Origin of the sequence: Rhizobium albus (assembly GCA_030160035.1) — a bacterium.
Classification (GTDB): Bacteria; Pseudomonadota; Alphaproteobacteria; order Rhizobiales; family Rhizobiaceae; genus Georhizobium; species Georhizobium albus.
In genome coordinates this window covers 286,619-301,829 of the sequence record BSNO01000004.1, presented here as the reverse complement: position 1 = coordinate 301,829, position 15,211 = coordinate 286,619, and the positions used below count along the sequence as shown (strand labels likewise).

The 15,211-nt window shown below is 62.7% G+C and carries 16 protein-coding genes and 1 tRNA gene; 11 read left to right on the top strand and 6 right to left on the bottom strand.

The window, feature by feature from the left end; genetic code table 11:
* Positions 1-7 precede the first annotated feature (7 nt).
* Positions 8-1,396, bottom strand: coding sequence for an MmgE/PrpD family protein (locus QQL76_RS16745; RefSeq protein WP_499208607.1), 1,389 nt, complete (start codon positions 1,394-1,396; stop codon positions 8-10).
* A 127-nt stretch (positions 1,397-1,523) separates the two neighbouring features.
* Between QQL76_RS16745 and QQL76_RS16740 the strand changes: the two genes are divergently transcribed.
* The 3 genes from QQL76_RS16740 (at position 1,524) to QQL76_RS16730 (ending at position 3,843) form a co-directional block, all read left to right on the top strand.
* Positions 1,524-2,441 (top strand): LysR family transcriptional regulator, encoded by a 918-nt coding sequence (locus QQL76_RS16740; RefSeq protein WP_499208606.1) that lies wholly within the window; start codon positions 1,524-1,526, stop codon positions 2,439-2,441.
* 75 nt (positions 2,442-2,516) lie between these two features.
* The gene (locus QQL76_RS16735) at positions 2,517-3,143 is read left to right on the top strand and encodes a ribonuclease D (protein ID WP_499208605.1); all 627 of its coding nucleotides are present in this window, start codon (positions 2,517-2,519) and stop codon (positions 3,141-3,143) included.
* A 112-nt stretch (positions 3,144-3,255) separates the two neighbouring features.
* Complete coding sequence (locus QQL76_RS16730; RefSeq protein ID WP_499208604.1) at positions 3,256-3,843, top strand: tRNA-specific adenosine deaminase; 588 nt, start codon at positions 3,256-3,258, stop codon at positions 3,841-3,843.
* Positions 3,844-3,934: 91 nt separating this feature from the next.
* Here the strand turns inward: QQL76_RS16730 and rpsA are convergent, their stop codons facing one another.
* From rpsA to aroA, 3 genes are all read right to left on the bottom strand, one after another.
* Positions 3,935-5,641: a 30S ribosomal protein S1 gene (rpsA, locus tag QQL76_RS16725; protein WP_126007214.1), complete on the bottom strand. Its 1,707-nt coding sequence runs from the start codon at positions 5,639-5,641 to the stop codon at positions 3,935-3,937.
* Positions 5,642-5,787: 146 nt separating this feature from the next.
* Positions 5,788-6,432 carry a (d)CMP kinase gene (cmk, locus tag QQL76_RS16720; protein WP_499208603.1) on the bottom strand — a complete coding sequence of 215 codons (645 nt, stop codon included), beginning with the start codon at positions 6,430-6,432 and terminating at the stop codon, positions 5,788-5,790.
* On the bottom strand, positions 6,432-7,802 hold the full coding sequence (gene aroA / locus QQL76_RS16715; protein WP_499208602.1) for a 3-phosphoshikimate 1-carboxyvinyltransferase: 1,371 nt from the start codon (positions 7,800-7,802) through the stop codon (positions 6,432-6,434). Before aroA ends, cmk begins: the two co-directional genes overlap by 1 nt.
* A 231-nt stretch (positions 7,803-8,033) precedes the next feature.
* On the opposite strand from aroA, the gene QQL76_RS16710 reads away from it, so the two are divergent.
* From QQL76_RS16710 to QQL76_RS16700, 3 genes are all read left to right on the top strand, one after another.
* Positions 8,034-8,435: a TIGR02300 family protein gene (locus tag QQL76_RS16710; RefSeq protein ID WP_499208601.1), complete on the top strand. Its 402-nt coding sequence runs from the start codon at positions 8,034-8,036 to the stop codon at positions 8,433-8,435.
* 117 nt (positions 8,436-8,552) lie between these two features.
* Positions 8,553-8,628, top strand: a tRNA-Ala gene (locus QQL76_RS16705).
* Positions 8,629-8,816: 188 nt separating this feature from the next.
* Positions 8,817-9,119: a hypothetical protein gene (locus QQL76_RS16700; protein ID WP_499208600.1), complete on the top strand. Its 303-nt coding sequence runs from the start codon at positions 8,817-8,819 to the stop codon at positions 9,117-9,119.
* Between the two features lie 38 nt (positions 9,120-9,157).
* On the opposite strand, the gene QQL76_RS16695 is transcribed toward QQL76_RS16700, so the two are convergent.
* Together QQL76_RS16695 and QQL76_RS16690 are read right to left on the bottom strand one after the other, a co-directional pair.
* On the bottom strand, positions 9,158-9,913 hold the full coding sequence (locus tag QQL76_RS16695; protein WP_499208599.1) for an SDR family NAD(P)-dependent oxidoreductase: 756 nt from the start codon (positions 9,911-9,913) through the stop codon (positions 9,158-9,160).
* 77 nt (positions 9,914-9,990) lie between these two features.
* Positions 9,991-10,710 carry a FadR/GntR family transcriptional regulator gene (locus tag QQL76_RS16690; protein ID WP_245451401.1) on the bottom strand — a complete coding sequence of 240 codons (720 nt, stop codon included), beginning with the start codon at positions 10,708-10,710 and terminating at the stop codon, positions 9,991-9,993.
* Positions 10,711-10,977: 267 nt separating this feature from the next.
* On the opposite strand from QQL76_RS16690, the gene QQL76_RS16685 reads away from it, so the two are divergent.
* From QQL76_RS16685 to QQL76_RS16665, 5 genes are all read left to right on the top strand, one after another.
* On the top strand, positions 10,978-11,967 hold the full coding sequence (locus QQL76_RS16685) for an ABC transporter substrate-binding protein (protein WP_126007228.1): 990 nt from the start codon (positions 10,978-10,980) through the stop codon (positions 11,965-11,967).
* 121 nt (positions 11,968-12,088) lie between these two features.
* On the top strand, positions 12,089-12,916 hold the full coding sequence (locus QQL76_RS16680; protein WP_499208598.1) for an ABC transporter permease: 828 nt from the start codon (positions 12,089-12,091) through the stop codon (positions 12,914-12,916).
* Positions 12,913-13,725, top strand: a complete 813-nt coding sequence (locus QQL76_RS16675; RefSeq protein WP_499208597.1) for an ABC transporter ATP-binding protein — start codon at positions 12,913-12,915, stop codon at positions 13,723-13,725. Before QQL76_RS16680 ends, QQL76_RS16675 begins: the two co-directional genes overlap by 4 nt.
* Before the next feature lie 3 nt (positions 13,726-13,728).
* Positions 13,729-14,481, top strand: coding sequence for an ABC transporter permease (locus QQL76_RS16670; RefSeq protein ID WP_499208596.1), 753 nt, complete (start codon positions 13,729-13,731; stop codon positions 14,479-14,481).
* Between the two features lie 2 nt (positions 14,482-14,483).
* On the top strand, positions 14,484-15,200 hold the full coding sequence (locus QQL76_RS16665) for a fumarylacetoacetate hydrolase family protein (protein WP_499208595.1): 717 nt from the start codon (positions 14,484-14,486) through the stop codon (positions 15,198-15,200).
* Positions 15,201-15,211: the final 11 nt, after the last annotated feature.

Below are 15,211 nucleotides of genomic sequence, written 5' to 3'. Positions count from 1 at the left end.
TCTTCCCTCAGCCAGCCGCCAGCAGCGGCCCCATTCTGTTCAATTCGCCGATCGCCCAGAGGCGCGGCATAAGCTTCGTCATTTCCGCCGGGTCGGCAGCACCCGAAAAGCGGGCAAGGCCGATGGCCTTCGCCTCGATCTCATCGCGGCCGAGCGTGTTGCCGGGATCACCCTTGGGCTCATCGACGCGGGCATCGACGGTTCGACCGTCTCTCGTCACGACGCGCACCTTGCCGATCCAGCGCGCCGGATAGGCGCCGTCGACCTCCGGATCGAGCACCATCGTGACGCGCGCGCGGAAATCCGCGACATCGGCACGATCGAATGTTTCGGCAAACTCCGCCATGCCGGCACGGCCATGGGCGGCGATGAGCCCAAGCGTCGTGCCCATGGAGAATTTTGCCTGGTGGACGCTTTTCGGCGTCACGACCGGGCCGAGCACATCGATCGCGCCCTGGTGCACGAAGGCCGTGACGGACGCGATATCGGCCATGGCGAGCTTCTGCTCGGTCATCGCTTTCAGAAGCGCGTCGGCCGCAGGGTGGGTATGGCGGCAGGAGGCGTGGAACTTGAAGGAGGTTTCGGCGATGGCAAAGCGCGATCCCAACCGGTCGACGAGGCGGCTCGGATCGGCGTCGCTCGACATACCGGCGGCGAGCCCTTGCGGACCTTCCAATATGCGGGATGCACCGGTGAAACCATCGCGTGCGAGATAGGCGGCCATCAGGCCGTTCGATGCGGCTTTGGCCGTGTGCAGCGGCTTGGAGTCGGCGCCATCGCGCAGAAATTCCCAGAGCCCGGCGGCCTGCGTTCCGGCGGACCCGAATGCGTGGTTCATTTGAGCCGGCGTCAGGCCGAGCAGACGGCCGGCCGCAGCTGCGGCGGCGAATGCACCGGCCGTGCCGGTCGTATGGAACATCTTGTAGTGCGACCGACCAAGGAACTCGCCGACCCGGATCCCGACTTCATAGCCGGCTATCGACGCTGCCAGAAACTCTTTGCCCGACGCTCCGGTCGCCTGCGCGACGGCGAGCGCTGCCGGGAATACGACAGCCGCAGGATGGAAGACAGAGGCATTGTGCACATCGTCCTGTTCAGCAACATGGGACGAAGCGGCATTGACCATCGCGGCGAATAGCGGGGACGTGCGGCCGCGATCGATCAGCGTCTCACAGGGGCCATCGGCCGGGCCCATCGATTTGGCGAATGCTACGATTGTCTCGACCGGCGCGACACCTCTGCCAGCAAGCGCCGAGCCAACCCAGTCCACGAAAAGATCTTCTGTGCGCGCGACGATGTCGGCGGGCACGGTATCGAGATCGAGCGCAGACGCGAAAGCGGCAAGCGTCGCGCTTTCGCCGCTGCCGTTTGCTGCCCTGGTATCGTGCGCTGTCATCGTGACCATCCTCCCTAGCGACGACTGCTAGCAAGCCCATGCGCGACAAGGCAATTCGGCATTGCCAAAGCCCGGCTTTGCCTGCATCGAAAGGGCAGTTGCCAAGCGGCGCGAAATTTGGAGCCTCATGTCCCTACCGCGATACGATCTGACCGATCTCAGGCTCTTCATCCACGTGGCGGAAGCCGGGAATCTGACGCGCGGCGCGGAGCGGAGCCATCTGTCGCTCGGTGCGGCGAGCCTGCGCATCAAGAACCTCGAAGAGACGCTCGGCACGCCGCTGCTCAGGCGCATGAGCCAGGGGGTCGAGCTGACGCGGGCCGGTGAGACATTGCTTGAGCATGCGCGCACGATCCACCGCCAGACGGAGCGGCTGCATGGCGACCTGCAGGCCTATTCCACGGGCCTCAAGGGTCGGGTCCGCATCTTTGCCAACACGACGGCGATCACGGAAATCCTGCCGGCGGCGCTCGGCGCCTATCTCGTTCATCATCCGATGGTCGATGTGGACCTCGAGGAGCGGCTGAGCCCGGAAATCGCCCGCGCCGTCGCCGATGGTGTGGTAGATATCGGCATTCTGGCCGGGACCGTGCCCGCCGAGGGTCTGGAGATGATCCCGTATCAGCGCGACCGGCTCGTGCTGGCGACACCGCTCGGCCATGCTTTGGCCAGTCTTGGCGAGATCGCATTTGCCCAGGCGATTGCCGAGAATTTCGTGCTGCTTCATGCGGGCAGCGCCATCCACGGCTTTGCCGAGCAGATCGCCTCCGACATGGGCACGAGCTTATCCATCCGGATCCGCGTATCGGGCTTCGAGGCCATGTGCCGCATGATCGAGGCAGGTGTCGGTGTCGGTCTTATTCCCGAAACCGTGGCGCGAAGGCTCTCGAAGAGCCACGATATCGCGCTGGTTTCGCTTTCCGACGATTGGGCGACGCGTGAACTGAAGATCTGCCTCCGAGACCGCAACGAGCTGCCGGTGTTCGCGCGCGACCTTGTCGACTTCCTGATCCGCCACAATGCCGAGACACCCTCAAGGGCCTAGGTTCCTCGTTTGCCACTTCGGACCAGCGTCGCTATAGGCTGAACGCTGACCAACACGGCAGGGCAAGAGGATCATATGGCTGGCAATATCAGGCTGCATCGCGGCGACATCTCGATCGAGGATGCGGCCCGCTATACCGGCGCGATCGCGATCGACACCGAAACGCTCGGCCTCGTGCCGCGCCGCGACCGGCTCTGCGTCGTGCAGCTTTCGCCGGGTGACGGCTCGGCCGACGTGATCCAGATCGCGGCCGGCCAGACGGAAGCGCCGAACCTCGTGGCGCTTCTCGCCAATCCCGCCCTGCCGAAGATCTTTCATTTCGGGCGCTTCGATATCGCCGTACTCTTCAACGCTTTCGGCGTCACCTGTGCGCCGGTGTTCTGCACCAAGATCGCTTCGCGGCTGACGCGCACCTATACGGACCGTCACGGCCTGAAGGACAATCTGAAGGAGCTGATGGAGGTCGACATCTCCAAGCAGCAGCAATCCTCCGATTGGGGTGCCGAGACGCTGACGGACGCACAGCTCGAATATGCCGCCTCCGACGTGCTTTATCTGCACGGCCTGAGGGACAAGCTCACTGCCCGGCTCGAACGGGACGGACGGATGGCGCTTGCGGAGGCGTGCTTCGAGTTCCTGCCGACACGCGCGAAGCTCGATCTCATCGGCTGGGAAGAAACCGACATCTTCGCCCATAGCTGATCTAGAGCAATTTCGCGTCTCTCAACTGCTCTAATTTTTTGATTTGCGCGTTTCCGAACGGTGAACCGGTGTCCACTTCACCTGGAAACGCTTCAGACGACGGGAGCCGGTCATGAACGGGAATGGTCTGGCAAAGCGGCTTCTGGATGTGATCGAGAACAACATCCTGCCGCTGACCGAGCGGGGCGTTGCCGACGGCAATAAGGTCTTCGGCGCGGCGATCCTGCGCAAGTCGGATCTGTCGCTCGTCATCGCCGAAACCAACAACGAGACGGAAAATCCGCTCTGGCACGGCGAAGTGCACACGCTGAAGCGCTTCTACGAGATGGCGGAGACGCCGCCGACGGGCGAGCTGATCTTCCTATCGACGCACGAGCCCTGCTCGATGTGCCTGTCGGCGATCACCTGGGCGGGCTTCGACAATTTCACCTATTTCTTCAGCCACGAGGATTCGCGCGACAGTTTCTCCATCCCGCACGACCTGAAGATCCTGAAGGAAGTCTTCCGGCTGGAACCGGGCGGCTACGCGCGCGACAATGCTTTTTGGAAATCGGCACCGATCGCAGCGCTGATCGCGGCTGCGCCCGAGGCCGAGCGTGCCGCACTGGAAGAACAGGCTGCGCGGATCACGGAGCGCTATGCTGCCCTTTCCGCGCACTACCAGGACGGAAAGGCCGACAACGCCATTCCACTGAACTGAATTCCTCGCACCACCGAACCTGAAACGAAAAAGGCCCGCGAAGATCGCTCTTCGCGGGCCCTTTGATTTCGAATGGCCTACTGGCCGAGGCTTACTTGTCGTCGCCCTGCTTCTTGAGCGCAGCGCCGAGAATGTCGCCGAGCGAAGCGCCCGAGTCGGACGAACCGAACTGTGCGACGGCTTCCTTCTCTTCTGCGATCTCGAGAGCCTTGATCGACAGCGTGATCTTGCGATCGCGCTTGGAGAAGTTGACGACGCGTGCGTCGAGCTTCTGGCCAACCGAGAAACGCTCCGGACGCTGATCGTCGCGGTCGCGAGCAAGATCGTTGCGACGGATGAACGATTCCAGGTTTTCGTGGTCGACGAGACGGACTTCAAGGCCACCATCGGTCACTGCGGTGACTTCCGCGGTGACGACGGCATTCTTGCGCAGGTCGCCGGAGGCGGCAGCATCGCCGACCGCATCACGGCCGAGCTGCTTGATGCCGAGCGAGATGCGTTCCTTCTCGACGTCGACGTCGAGAACCTGGGCCTGCACCATGTCGCCCTTGTTGAACTCCTCGATGACCTGCTCGCCCGGACGGGACCAGTCGAGGTCGGAGAGGTGAACCATGCCGTCGACATCGCCGTCGAGGCCAATGAACAGGCCGAATTCGGTCTTGTTCTTGACTTCGCCTTCGACGACCGAACCGACGGGGTGCTTCTGAGCGAAGACATCCCACGGATTTTCGAGCGTCTGCTTGAGGCCGAGCGAGATGCGGCGCTTCTGCGGGTCGACTTCGAGAACGACCACGTCGACTTCCTGCGTCGTCGACAGGATCTTGCCGGGGTGAACGTTCTTCTTCGTCCAAGACATTTCCGAGACGTGGATGAGACCTTCGATGCCCGGCTCCAGCTCGACGAACGCACCGTAGTCGGTGATGTTCGTGACGGTGCCCGTGATGCGCTTGCCGGTCGGGTACTTGGTGCCGATACCATCCCACGGATCCGCCTCGAGCTGCTTCATGCCGAGCGAGATGCGGTGCGTTTCCTGGTTGATGCGGATGATCTGGACCTTGACGGTCTGGCCGATCGACAGGATTTCCGTCGGGTGGTTCACACGGCGCCATGCCATGTCGGTGACGTGCAGCAGGCCATCGATGCCGCCGAGATCGACGAACGCACCGTAATCGGTGATGTTCTTGACGACGCCCTCAACGACCTGACCCTCTTCGAGGTTCTGGACGATTTCCGAACGCTGCTCGGCACGCGACTCTTCGAGAACCGTGCGGCGCGAAACGACGATGTTGCCGCGGCGCTTGTCCATCTTGAGGATTTCGAAGGGCTGCGGGTTGTGCATCAGCGGCGTGACGTCGCGGATCGGACGGATGTCGACCTGGCTGCGCGGCAGGAAGGCAACAGCGCCGTCGAGATCGACCGTGAAGCCGCCCTTGACCTGGTTGAAGATGACGCCTTCGACGCGCTCTCCGGCCTCGAACTTGACTTCGAGCTTGACCCAGCTTTCTTCGCGACGCGCCTTTTCACGCGACAGGACTGCTTCGCCAAGCGCGTTTTCGATGCGCTCGACATAGACTTCGACTTCGTCGCCGACCTTCATCTGGCCGTCGCGGCCCTTGGCGCCGAATTCCTTCAGCGGGACGCGGCCTTCAACCTTCAGGCCGACGTCGATGATGGCCATGTCCTTCTCGATCGCGGTTACGGTGCCCTTGGCAACGTAGCCTTCCGCGAGATCATTACCGCCAAAGGATTCTTCGAGGAGGGCTGCGAAGTCCTCCCGCGTGGGGTTTGCTACTGACATTGAGTGCTCCTGGTGACCGGGCCGCAATCTTCATGCTGGCCTGGCACGCGCCGGTATCTTGTGTTGCGATCATTCCAGGAGTGACCTGGCCTCGTCGCCCGAAAGCGGTGGCCAATGATCCGGCGCGGTGGTCTCTCGCGGAATGCTTAACTCGGTTTCTTGCGCGCCAAGGCCTCGTCTATGAGAATTTGGGCGGCGCGAAACGCGGCCTCTATACTCATTTCCGAGGTATCGAGCAAGTGCGCGTCGTCGGCGGGGCGCAGCGGCGAATCCACGCGGCCCATGTCGCGGGCATCGCGGCGCCGGATGTCGTCCAGCACGTCGTCATAGGAAAGGCTGCCGCCCGACTTGCCGATCTCCTCGAAACGGCGCCCGGCACGCACGCCGGGCGACGCCGTCACGTAGAGCTTCAGCTCCGCGCCGGGGCAGACCACCGTGCCAATGTCGCGGCCGTCGAGCACGACGCCGGGCTCGCGGATGGCGAACCGGCGCTGCGCTTCGACCAACGCGCGGCGCACCGCCGGCATAACGGCCACCTTCGACGCGGCCTCGCCGATCTCATGCGCGGCGAGCACAGAGCGATCGAGCGCGCCGAGATCCACTTTGTCGGCCTGCTCCGCCGCCAGCGTCTCGTCGTCGAGCGGCAGGCCGGCGTCGAGCAGCGCCTTGGCGGTTGCGCGATAGGTCAGGCCGGTATCGAGATGGTGGAAGCCGTAACGTTCGGCGATCTTGCGGGCGAGCGTTCCCTTGCCAGAGGCGGCCGGGCCATCGATGGCGATCGTGAATCCCATCAGGCCGGCTCCTCCACGCCACGGTCGATGCTGGCGCCAAGACCCGCCATCAGATCCATGAATTCGGGAAAGCTCGTCGCGATCATGCGGGCATCGTCGACCGTGACGGGATGTTCGCTGGCAAGCCCCATGACCAGGAAGCTCATGGCAATGCGGTGATCGAGATGCGTCGCGACCGCGTCGCCACGGGCCGAGCCGATGCCCTTGCCCGACGGCGTGCCGCGCACGGTCAGGATCGCCTCGCCTTCGGTGCAGTCGACATTGTTAAGACGAAGCCCGGCGGCAACGGCGGCCAGACGGTCGCTTTCCTTGACGCGCAACTCCTCGATACCATCCATGACGGTTTCGCCCTCGGCAAAGGCCGCTGCGACGGCAAGCACGGGATATTCGTCGATCATCGAGGCAGCGCGTTCCGGCGGCACGACGACGCCCTTCAGCTCGGAATGGCGCACGCGCAGATCGGCAACGTCCTCGCCACCTGCAGAACGTGCATTGAGAATGTCGATCTTCCCGCCCATTTCGATCAGCGTGGTGATCAGGCCCGTTCGCGTCGGGTTCATGAGCACATTCAGGATAGTAATGTCTGAGCCCGGTACCAGGAGCGCCGCGACCAGGGGGAACGCCGTCGAGGACGGATCACCCGGTACGTCGATGACGCAGCCTTTCAGTTTCGGCTGACCCTCGATGCTGATGTGGCGCGTCCCGTCTGCGTCCGTTTGGATGTCCAGCGACGCGCCGAACCCGGCCAGCATCTTTTCTGTATGGTCGCGCGTCATGATCTTTTCGGTCACGGTGGTGACACCGGGAGCGTTGAGCCCGGCGATCAGGACCGCGGACTTCACCTGTGCCGACGCCATGGGCACTGTATAATGAATGGGTGCTGCCATGCGCGGGCCGCGCAGCGTGACAGGCAGCTTGCCGCCTTCGGCCGATTTGACCTGCACGCCCATGAGCTTCAGCGGATCGAGAACACGACCCATCGGCCGCGTCGAGAGGGACGCGTCGCCGATGAAGGTCGTTTCGAAATCATAGGTTCCAGCCAGCCCCATGGTGAGCCGGCAACCGGTGCCCGCATTGCCGAAATCGAGCGGCGCTTTTGGCTCGAGCAGGCAGCCATTGCCGGTGCCCTCGATGATCCAGGTATCGCCTTCCTTGCGGATGGAGGCGCCCATTGCGCGCATGGCGTTGCCGGTCGCGATCACATCCTCGCCTTCGAGCAGGCCTGTGATCCGCGTCTCACCTGCGGCGAGACCGCCGAACATGAAGGAGCGATGGGAGATCGATTTGTCTCCCGGAATTCGCACGGTGCCCGAAAGCGGTTCGGAACGTCGCGCCGTTGCCGGGATTGCGCCTTGGCTGCCATGTGCCATCGTGGATCGACCTCTTATCTGCGAATGCCGGTCGCGCGATATCACAGGGCAGCGCGAGCGTCATCCGCCGATCGATCAAAATAAGGGGCGGCAAAGGCTTGGAAACCGGCGGTAGATAGGCTTTGACACGGCGTTGCAACATCATTATGGGGACCGCACATCGCAAATCGACGGGCCGGTCTCTCAAGCCGGCTGACTGGCGACAGTCCCCAATCCATCGAGAGGTTCGCCGTGGCAAAGCCCGAACTTGGAACGAAACGCGTCTGTCCCGAAACAGGCCGTAAATTCTACGACCTGAACCGCGATCCGGTCGTGTCGCCCTACACCGGCAAGAGCTACCCGCTGTCCTATTTCGAAGACACTGCCGTTGCGAAGGTGGTCGAGGCGGAAGAGGAAGAGGACGTCAAGGAACTGGATACCGAAGGCAACGAAGCGGAAACCGTGCCGCTGGAAGATGCCGACGGCGATTCCGCCGACAAGGACGACGATCTGCCGGACCTGGACGGCGACGAGGAAGAAGTCGAAATCGACGACGATGACGACGACACCTTCCTGCCGGACGACGACGATGATGACGACGACGACATGAGCGACCTCATCGGCGGCGCGAACGAAGACGAAGACGAGAGCTGATCTCAAGGCTTTCGAAACATCTCACGGGATGTTCAAGAAATTCGACGAGGTCATCTTGATCTCGTCGGAAACCGGACGTAAGAAGCCGTCCACGAGCCGCCGCGGCGGTTTCGAAATGGGGCCATAGCTCAGCTGGGAGAGCGCCTGCATGGCATGCAGGAGGTCAGCGGTTCGATCCCGCTTGGCTCCACCAACCTCCGGTTTGTTTAGAAATCGGTAGGCAATCCCACGTAATCCACAGGCTATCGGTATTCCGGCCACTTGACCACTCTGCGTGGCGGATCCATCGTCGCGCAAGTTTGAAGCGGTACTGTCGCCATCGGCAGCGATGACAAAAACCGCCATCGCATTCAGGTCGTTTTGTTGGGAGACGGCACTGGCATGAGATTGTTGATCGATCGTCAAGTTCGTTTGATCGGCGCCCGGTTCGCGTTTCGCGAGGGCGAGCCCGCAGGCAAGAGCTTCGAGGCCAGGGTCGCCGCGCGGCTCATACGAAGAATCTGCAGGCCCATCCGCGATCCCGTTTCTGCCGAAGCCATGCGCGCCACACTCATGGACGCCCATGCCAATCTGACCGCAGCGATCGCTCTCGGGGTTGCGCCCGAACAGATTGAGGTGATCGAAAACGAGTTCATCGCGCTCGTGATCGAGACCCAGGCACGCGCCAAGCGGGACATGCATTAGACCTCGCTCCTTTCGAATCAACCGGTTGGGACTGCGTCTCAGCGCATCAGGATGCCGCCATTGATGTCGATGGTCGCTCCGGTGACGAAGCCGGCCGCATCCGTTGCAAGATAGACCGCGAGTGCGCCGACCTCCGACGGGTCGCCGAAGCGCTTCAGCGGCACCTGCGCCGCGACGCGGGCGACCCGGTCCGGCGGTGCGAGCGCCGTCTGTTCTGTCTGGATCGGCCCCGGCGCAATGGCGTTCACGGTGACGCCGCCTTCCGCGAAGAGCTGAGCAAGATAGCGGGTCGCACCGATGATCCCCGCCTTCGACGTGGCGTAGTGCAGGCCCTGCACGCCGGGGCCGCCGCGCTGGCCGGCCACGGAGGTCATGTTGATGATGCGGCCGAAACCGCGCTCCATCATTCCAGCTGCCATCACCTGCGCCGTCAGGAAGTGCGAGCGCAGATTGACGGCCATCAGGTCATCCCATTCCTCCACGGAGAGATCGAAGAAGTCGGTGGCACGCGTCAGCGCCGCGTTGTTGACGAGGATCTGGACCGGGCCGAAGCGCTCTTCGCAGATGGCAGCAGCTCTTTCGATTGACGATTTGTCGCGCACGTCGATCGCGACCGCGGCTGCATCGTCGCTTTGCAATCCGGCAACGACGCCTTCGACCTTCGCGACATCGATATCTGCAAAGACCACGCGATGACCGGCACCGTGGAGCGCTTTGGCAATGGCAGCGCCAAGCCCCTGCGCCGCTCCGGTGACGAGAGCGACGCGTCGCACAGTTGCTTCACCATTCGTCATTGCTCGATCCGATCTGGCAGGCATTCAATTGCGGGCGGTTTGCGACCCGGCGGCGAGCGGGTGCGACGGCGGCGATCTCAACGCGGGAGACCGCGTTCCATGAGATTTCGCTCCACTGCGCGAAGATGCAGGTACATCTCGCGCCCCGCACCTTCGATGTCGCGCTTTTCGATCGCCTCGATGATGCGGTCGTGCTCGGCGAAGGAATGGTGCGTTTCCGGTGGACGGTCCGTATTGGTGCGCAACATGCCCCAGACGACGGCGCGGCGCACGGCGTTCAGCGCATCGAAGAGCGCCAGCAACAGCCGGTTACCGCTCGCTTCCGCGATCCGGCGATGCAGCTCGTTGTCGGCCGTCTCGTATTGCCGCCAGGTGGCTGCCTGGTGTGTGCGGTTGACGCAGCGGCGCAGCGCATCGATGTCGACCGATGTCGCGTTGAGCGCAGCTTCGCGCGCGATCAGCGGCTCGATGAGAAGCCGCGTGCGCATGACTTCGGCGGGATTGGTCTGACGATCGATCTCGGCAAGGCTCATCACCTCGATCGCGCGCGATCCCGTAAACGTGCCCTTGCCGACATGGCGCCAGAGCTGGCCTTCTGCCTCCAGTGTCGCCAGTGCCTTGCGCAGGTCGCCGCGGGATACGCCAAGGATCTCGGCCAGCTCGCGTTCTGCCGGCAGCTTTGTATCCGGCGGAAAATCGTGCCGCGTCAACCAGGCGCGCAACTGCACCAGGGTTGCACCGTTCGCGTCTGCCGCCGGATCATGCTTGCCGTCAATGTCGCTGAACTGGCCGTGCAAATCGCTCTCCCGGCGGTTTGACCAATCTTGAATTGGTTCAGACATGACGCATCGATCTGGCGTTGTCAATCGATCTGCTGAGCGCCGTCTAACACTGCAGTGCCGCAAGTCTGTCGTAAAACCCTGCTTTCAGGTCCGACAACACCGTTGTGCGATGCTGCTTGACGCTCAACCAATTCGGTGATTTGATTTAACCAATATCCGGATTGGCCAAGGTTGGAGGACCTGCTGCCGGATTGAGATCGTCATGTCACGGGAGGAAACCACATGATCAAGCGCAGTCTCTTGAAATCCGCAGCCGCAGCCTGTCTGGCCACGGCATCGATCGTCGGACTGTCGGCCGGCGCTCACGCCCAGACCGGCGAGCCCGTGCGGGTCGCCATGGGCGACATTGCCAGCATCGAGAGCCTCGGCCTGCTGATCGCCATGGAGCGCGCGAAGGAGCGCGGCGTTCCGATGGAACTCACCTTCTTCAACTCCGAAGACGTCGCCACGCAGGCCGTCGTCGGTGGCCAGGCCGATATCGGCGTCGGCGCGCCCTACGCCTTTATCCAGAATTCCAATGCGCCGATCCGCATGTTCTACCAGATGAGCACGCTGCTCTTCTTCCCGGTCGTCAACACGGAAGTCTATCAGGATTGGGCAGACCTCGACGGCCAGGAAGTCACCGTTCACTCGCGCGGCTCCGGCACCGAAGCCCTGATGCGCCTGATGGAACAGCAGCACGGCATTACCTATTCCGGCATCTCCTACGTGCCGGGCGCCGAAGTGCGCGCGGGCGCACTGCTGCAGGGCACGATCAACGCATCGATCGTCGACAGCTCGGCCTTCCGTCTCCTGGAGCAGCAGGGCGGCGGCAAGTTCGCCCGTCTCCCGCTCGACGGCGTCAACGCCACCGACGAAGCACTCTATGCCAATGCCGACTTCCTGAACGAGCGCGAGGAAGATGTTTCGATCTTCGTCGAAGAAATGCTGCGCACCTGGAACGAGATCAACGAGAACCCGGGTATCGTCGCTGAACTGCGCACGCAGTACGACCTCCTGCCGGACCTGCCGGAACAGGCGGTCGCAGAGATCACCCCTTACTTCACCGAATCGGCTGAAAGCGGCGTGTTCCCGACCGATGGCGGCACGCCGGAAGACGTGACCGACGATCTCGAGTTCCTTGCTGCCGCCGGGCAGGTCGATGCGCCGGAAGGCGATGTCGACGAGAGCATGTACTGGGATTTCGATCCGCTGAACGCGGCCAAGAACTGAGACTGAGCCTGCCCCCTCGCGCCACCCGTGGCGCGAGGGATTCCTGGCCGCGGGTCATGGTCGGCGCAAACCGACCGCTTCGTCTCGCGGTTGATTTTTGGAAACGATCACAGGTTCATCCATGTCTTATTCACCGACCGCCCAACCGGCCTTCGCCGGCCCCCGGCGCGACGCTCCGACGATCTGGAGCCGCATTGGCGAAGTGACGCTCTTCTGGAAAATCCTATCGGTGGTGATCTTCGCCGCGCTTTGGGAATATGCCGGACGGACGGGCTTCAACTTCTCCTTCCCGACCTTCAGCGCGACCGTTTCGGCCTTCTTCGAAATGGTGGCCGATGGCTCCATGGGTGCCGCTTATCTGCGCACGCTGGAACCGCTCGTCATCGGGCTCGCCTTCTCGCTGATCGTCGGCATTTCCGCCGGGGTGGCCATGGGCCTGCGCCGCGACGTGGAATGGTTCACGCTGCCGGTCTTCATCGTCATGCAGGCCGCGCCGATGGCGGCGCTGATCCCGCTCATCACCTTTGTCTACGGCATCGGCCTGGCGTCCAAGGTGCTTGCCGTGGTCATGTTGTCGCTGCCGGTCATCGCGATCAACAGCTACAAGGCCGTGCGCAACGTACCGCCGTCACTGGTTTCCATGTGCCATTCCTTCATGGGCAACCGGCGCCAGCAGATCTTCCAGATCGTCATTCCGGCGGCGAGCCCGATGATGTTTGCCGGCTTGCGGCTCGGCGTTGCCGAAGGCTTCTCGGGCGTCGTCCTGGCCGAGCTCCTCATCACGCCGACCGGCATCGGCGACCTCATCACCTACCACCGGTCGGTCGCCAATTTCGCACACATGTACGCGACGATCGCGTCGATCGTGCTCTTCGCGATCATCGCCGTCAGCACCCTTCAATGGATCGAGGCCAAGCTGTTCAGGCCTGAAAAGCGGAGTTCGAAATGAGCCTGGCCCTTGCAAAGAAATACGAGGAACCGACGCCCGTGACCAAACCCTCCAACCCCATCATCGAAGTGCGGGGGGTGTCGAAGGTCTACGGCAATGACGTGGTCGCCCTCGACAACATCAACATCGCCTTCGAAACCGGCCACCTGACCAGCCTTCTCGGCCCATCGGGCTGCGGCAAGACCACGCTGCTCAAGATCGTTGCCGGGCTGTTGCAGCCGACCGCCGGCGAAGTGCTCGTCAAGGGCAAGCCGGTCACCGGCCCCGGCCCAGAGCGCGCCTTCGTGTTCCAGGATTTCGCGCTGATGCCTTGGGCAAGCGTGATGGACAATGCCGCCTTCGGCCTGAAGATGCAGGGCGTGCCGCGTTCGGAGCGTGAGGACAAGGCCCGGCACTACATCGCCGAGGTCGGGCTTGCCGGCTTTGAGAAAAAGTACCCGCACGAGCTTTCGGGTGGCATGCGCCAGCGCGTCGGGCTTGCCCGCGCGCTCGCCGTGAATGCCGACGTTCTTCTGATGGACGAGCCCTTCTCGGCCGTCGACGAGCAGACCCGCCGCAAGTTCCAGGAGGATCTCTTTCGCCTGCGCGAGGTCGAGAAGAAGACATTTCTCTTCGTCACCCACTCCATCGAAGAAGCCGTGTACGTCTCCGACCGCATCATCATGCTGTCGCCGCGCCCCGGCCGCATCTCGGAAATCATCGATCCGGCGATTCCGAAGGGCATCAACCCGGACGATCTGCGCCGCAACGACGTCTACCTGGATACGGTCGAGCAGATCTGGCAGGGCATCAGGAAATATGTGGAGTAGGTCATGACACTCTTCGGGTTTAGAATGCCCAAGATGGCCTCGCTCCTCGTCTGGGTGATCATCTGGGAAATCATCGGCCGCTTCGAACTGGTGATGCTGTTTCCGCCGTTCACGGAAGTGCTCGCGGCTCTGGGCGACGTCGTGACGTCGCGCAGCTTCGGCGAAGCGATGCGGATCACGGTACAGTCCTATCTCGGCGGGCTGGGGCTAGCGATTGCGATCGGCATTCCGCTCGGCTTCCTGATGGGCCTGGTGCCTGCGGCCGACAAGATGCTGAACATGTGGGTGAACACCTTCCTGTCGGCACCGCTTTCGGCACTCGTGCCGGTGTTCATGATCCTCTTCGGCCTCGGCACGCCGACCGTCATCGTCACGGTCTTCATGTTCGCGGTCTGGATCATCGTTCTCGATACCCGCGCCGGCGTGCTCAGCATTTCACCGTCGCTCATGGAAATGTCGCGCTCTTTCGGTGCCTCGCGCGCCGAGCGCTTCAAAATGGTGCTTCTGGCGGCGCTGCCCGAAATTCTGGCCGGCATCCGGCTTGGCATGATCCGCGGCGTCAAGGGCGTCGTCATCGGCCAGCTTCTGGTCTCGATCATCGGTGTCGGCGCGCTGTTCCAGCTGTACCAGCAGAACTTCCTCATGGCCCACTTCTGGGCCCTGGTGTTGATCCTTTTCACCATCGCGCTCACTCTTGCGGAACTCGTTGCAAAGCTTGAGAAGCGTGTCGAATACTACGCAGGAGTCAGGAGTTGACCATGTCAGAAAGTGCATTGAAGAAGCCGGCGGAACAGACCTACGTGGTCTCTCCTCCCGAAATCGTCGCCCTGCCCGTTGAGGGCAGCGACGAGCTCTTCCCGATCAACCGAGTCTTCTGCATCGGCCGCAATTACGCTGCCCATGCCGTGGAGATGGGCCACGACCCGGACAAGGAGCCTCCGTTCTTCTTCTTCAAGTCGCCTTCCAACGTGACCTACGGCGAAGACTTCCCCTATCCGACCAAGACGTCCGACGTGCACCACGAGATCGAACTTGTCGTGGTACTGCACAAGGGCGGCAAGGACATCTCGGTCGATAGCGCGCTCGACCACGTCTACGGCTACGGCGTCGGCCTCGACATGACCCGCCGCGACCTTCAGGGCGAAGCCAAGAAGCTCGGCCGTCCGTGGGAAGTCGGCAAATCCTTCGAGAAGTCCGCACCCTGCGGCGCCATCGTTCCGGCGTCGAAGATCGGCCATCCGACGGAAGGTGAAGTGACGCTCGACGTCAATGGCGAGCGCCGCCAGACCGGTGACCTCAACCAGCTGCTCTGGAAAGTGCCGGAAATGATCTCGATCCTTTCGGAGTATTTCGAGCTGCAGCCGGGCGACATGATCATGACCGGTACGCCGTCCGGCGTCGGTGCCGTCAACAAGGGCGACACGATGGTCGGCAAGGTCGCCGGCGTCGGCGAGATCACCGTCAAGGTTCTCTGAGACGCGACCGT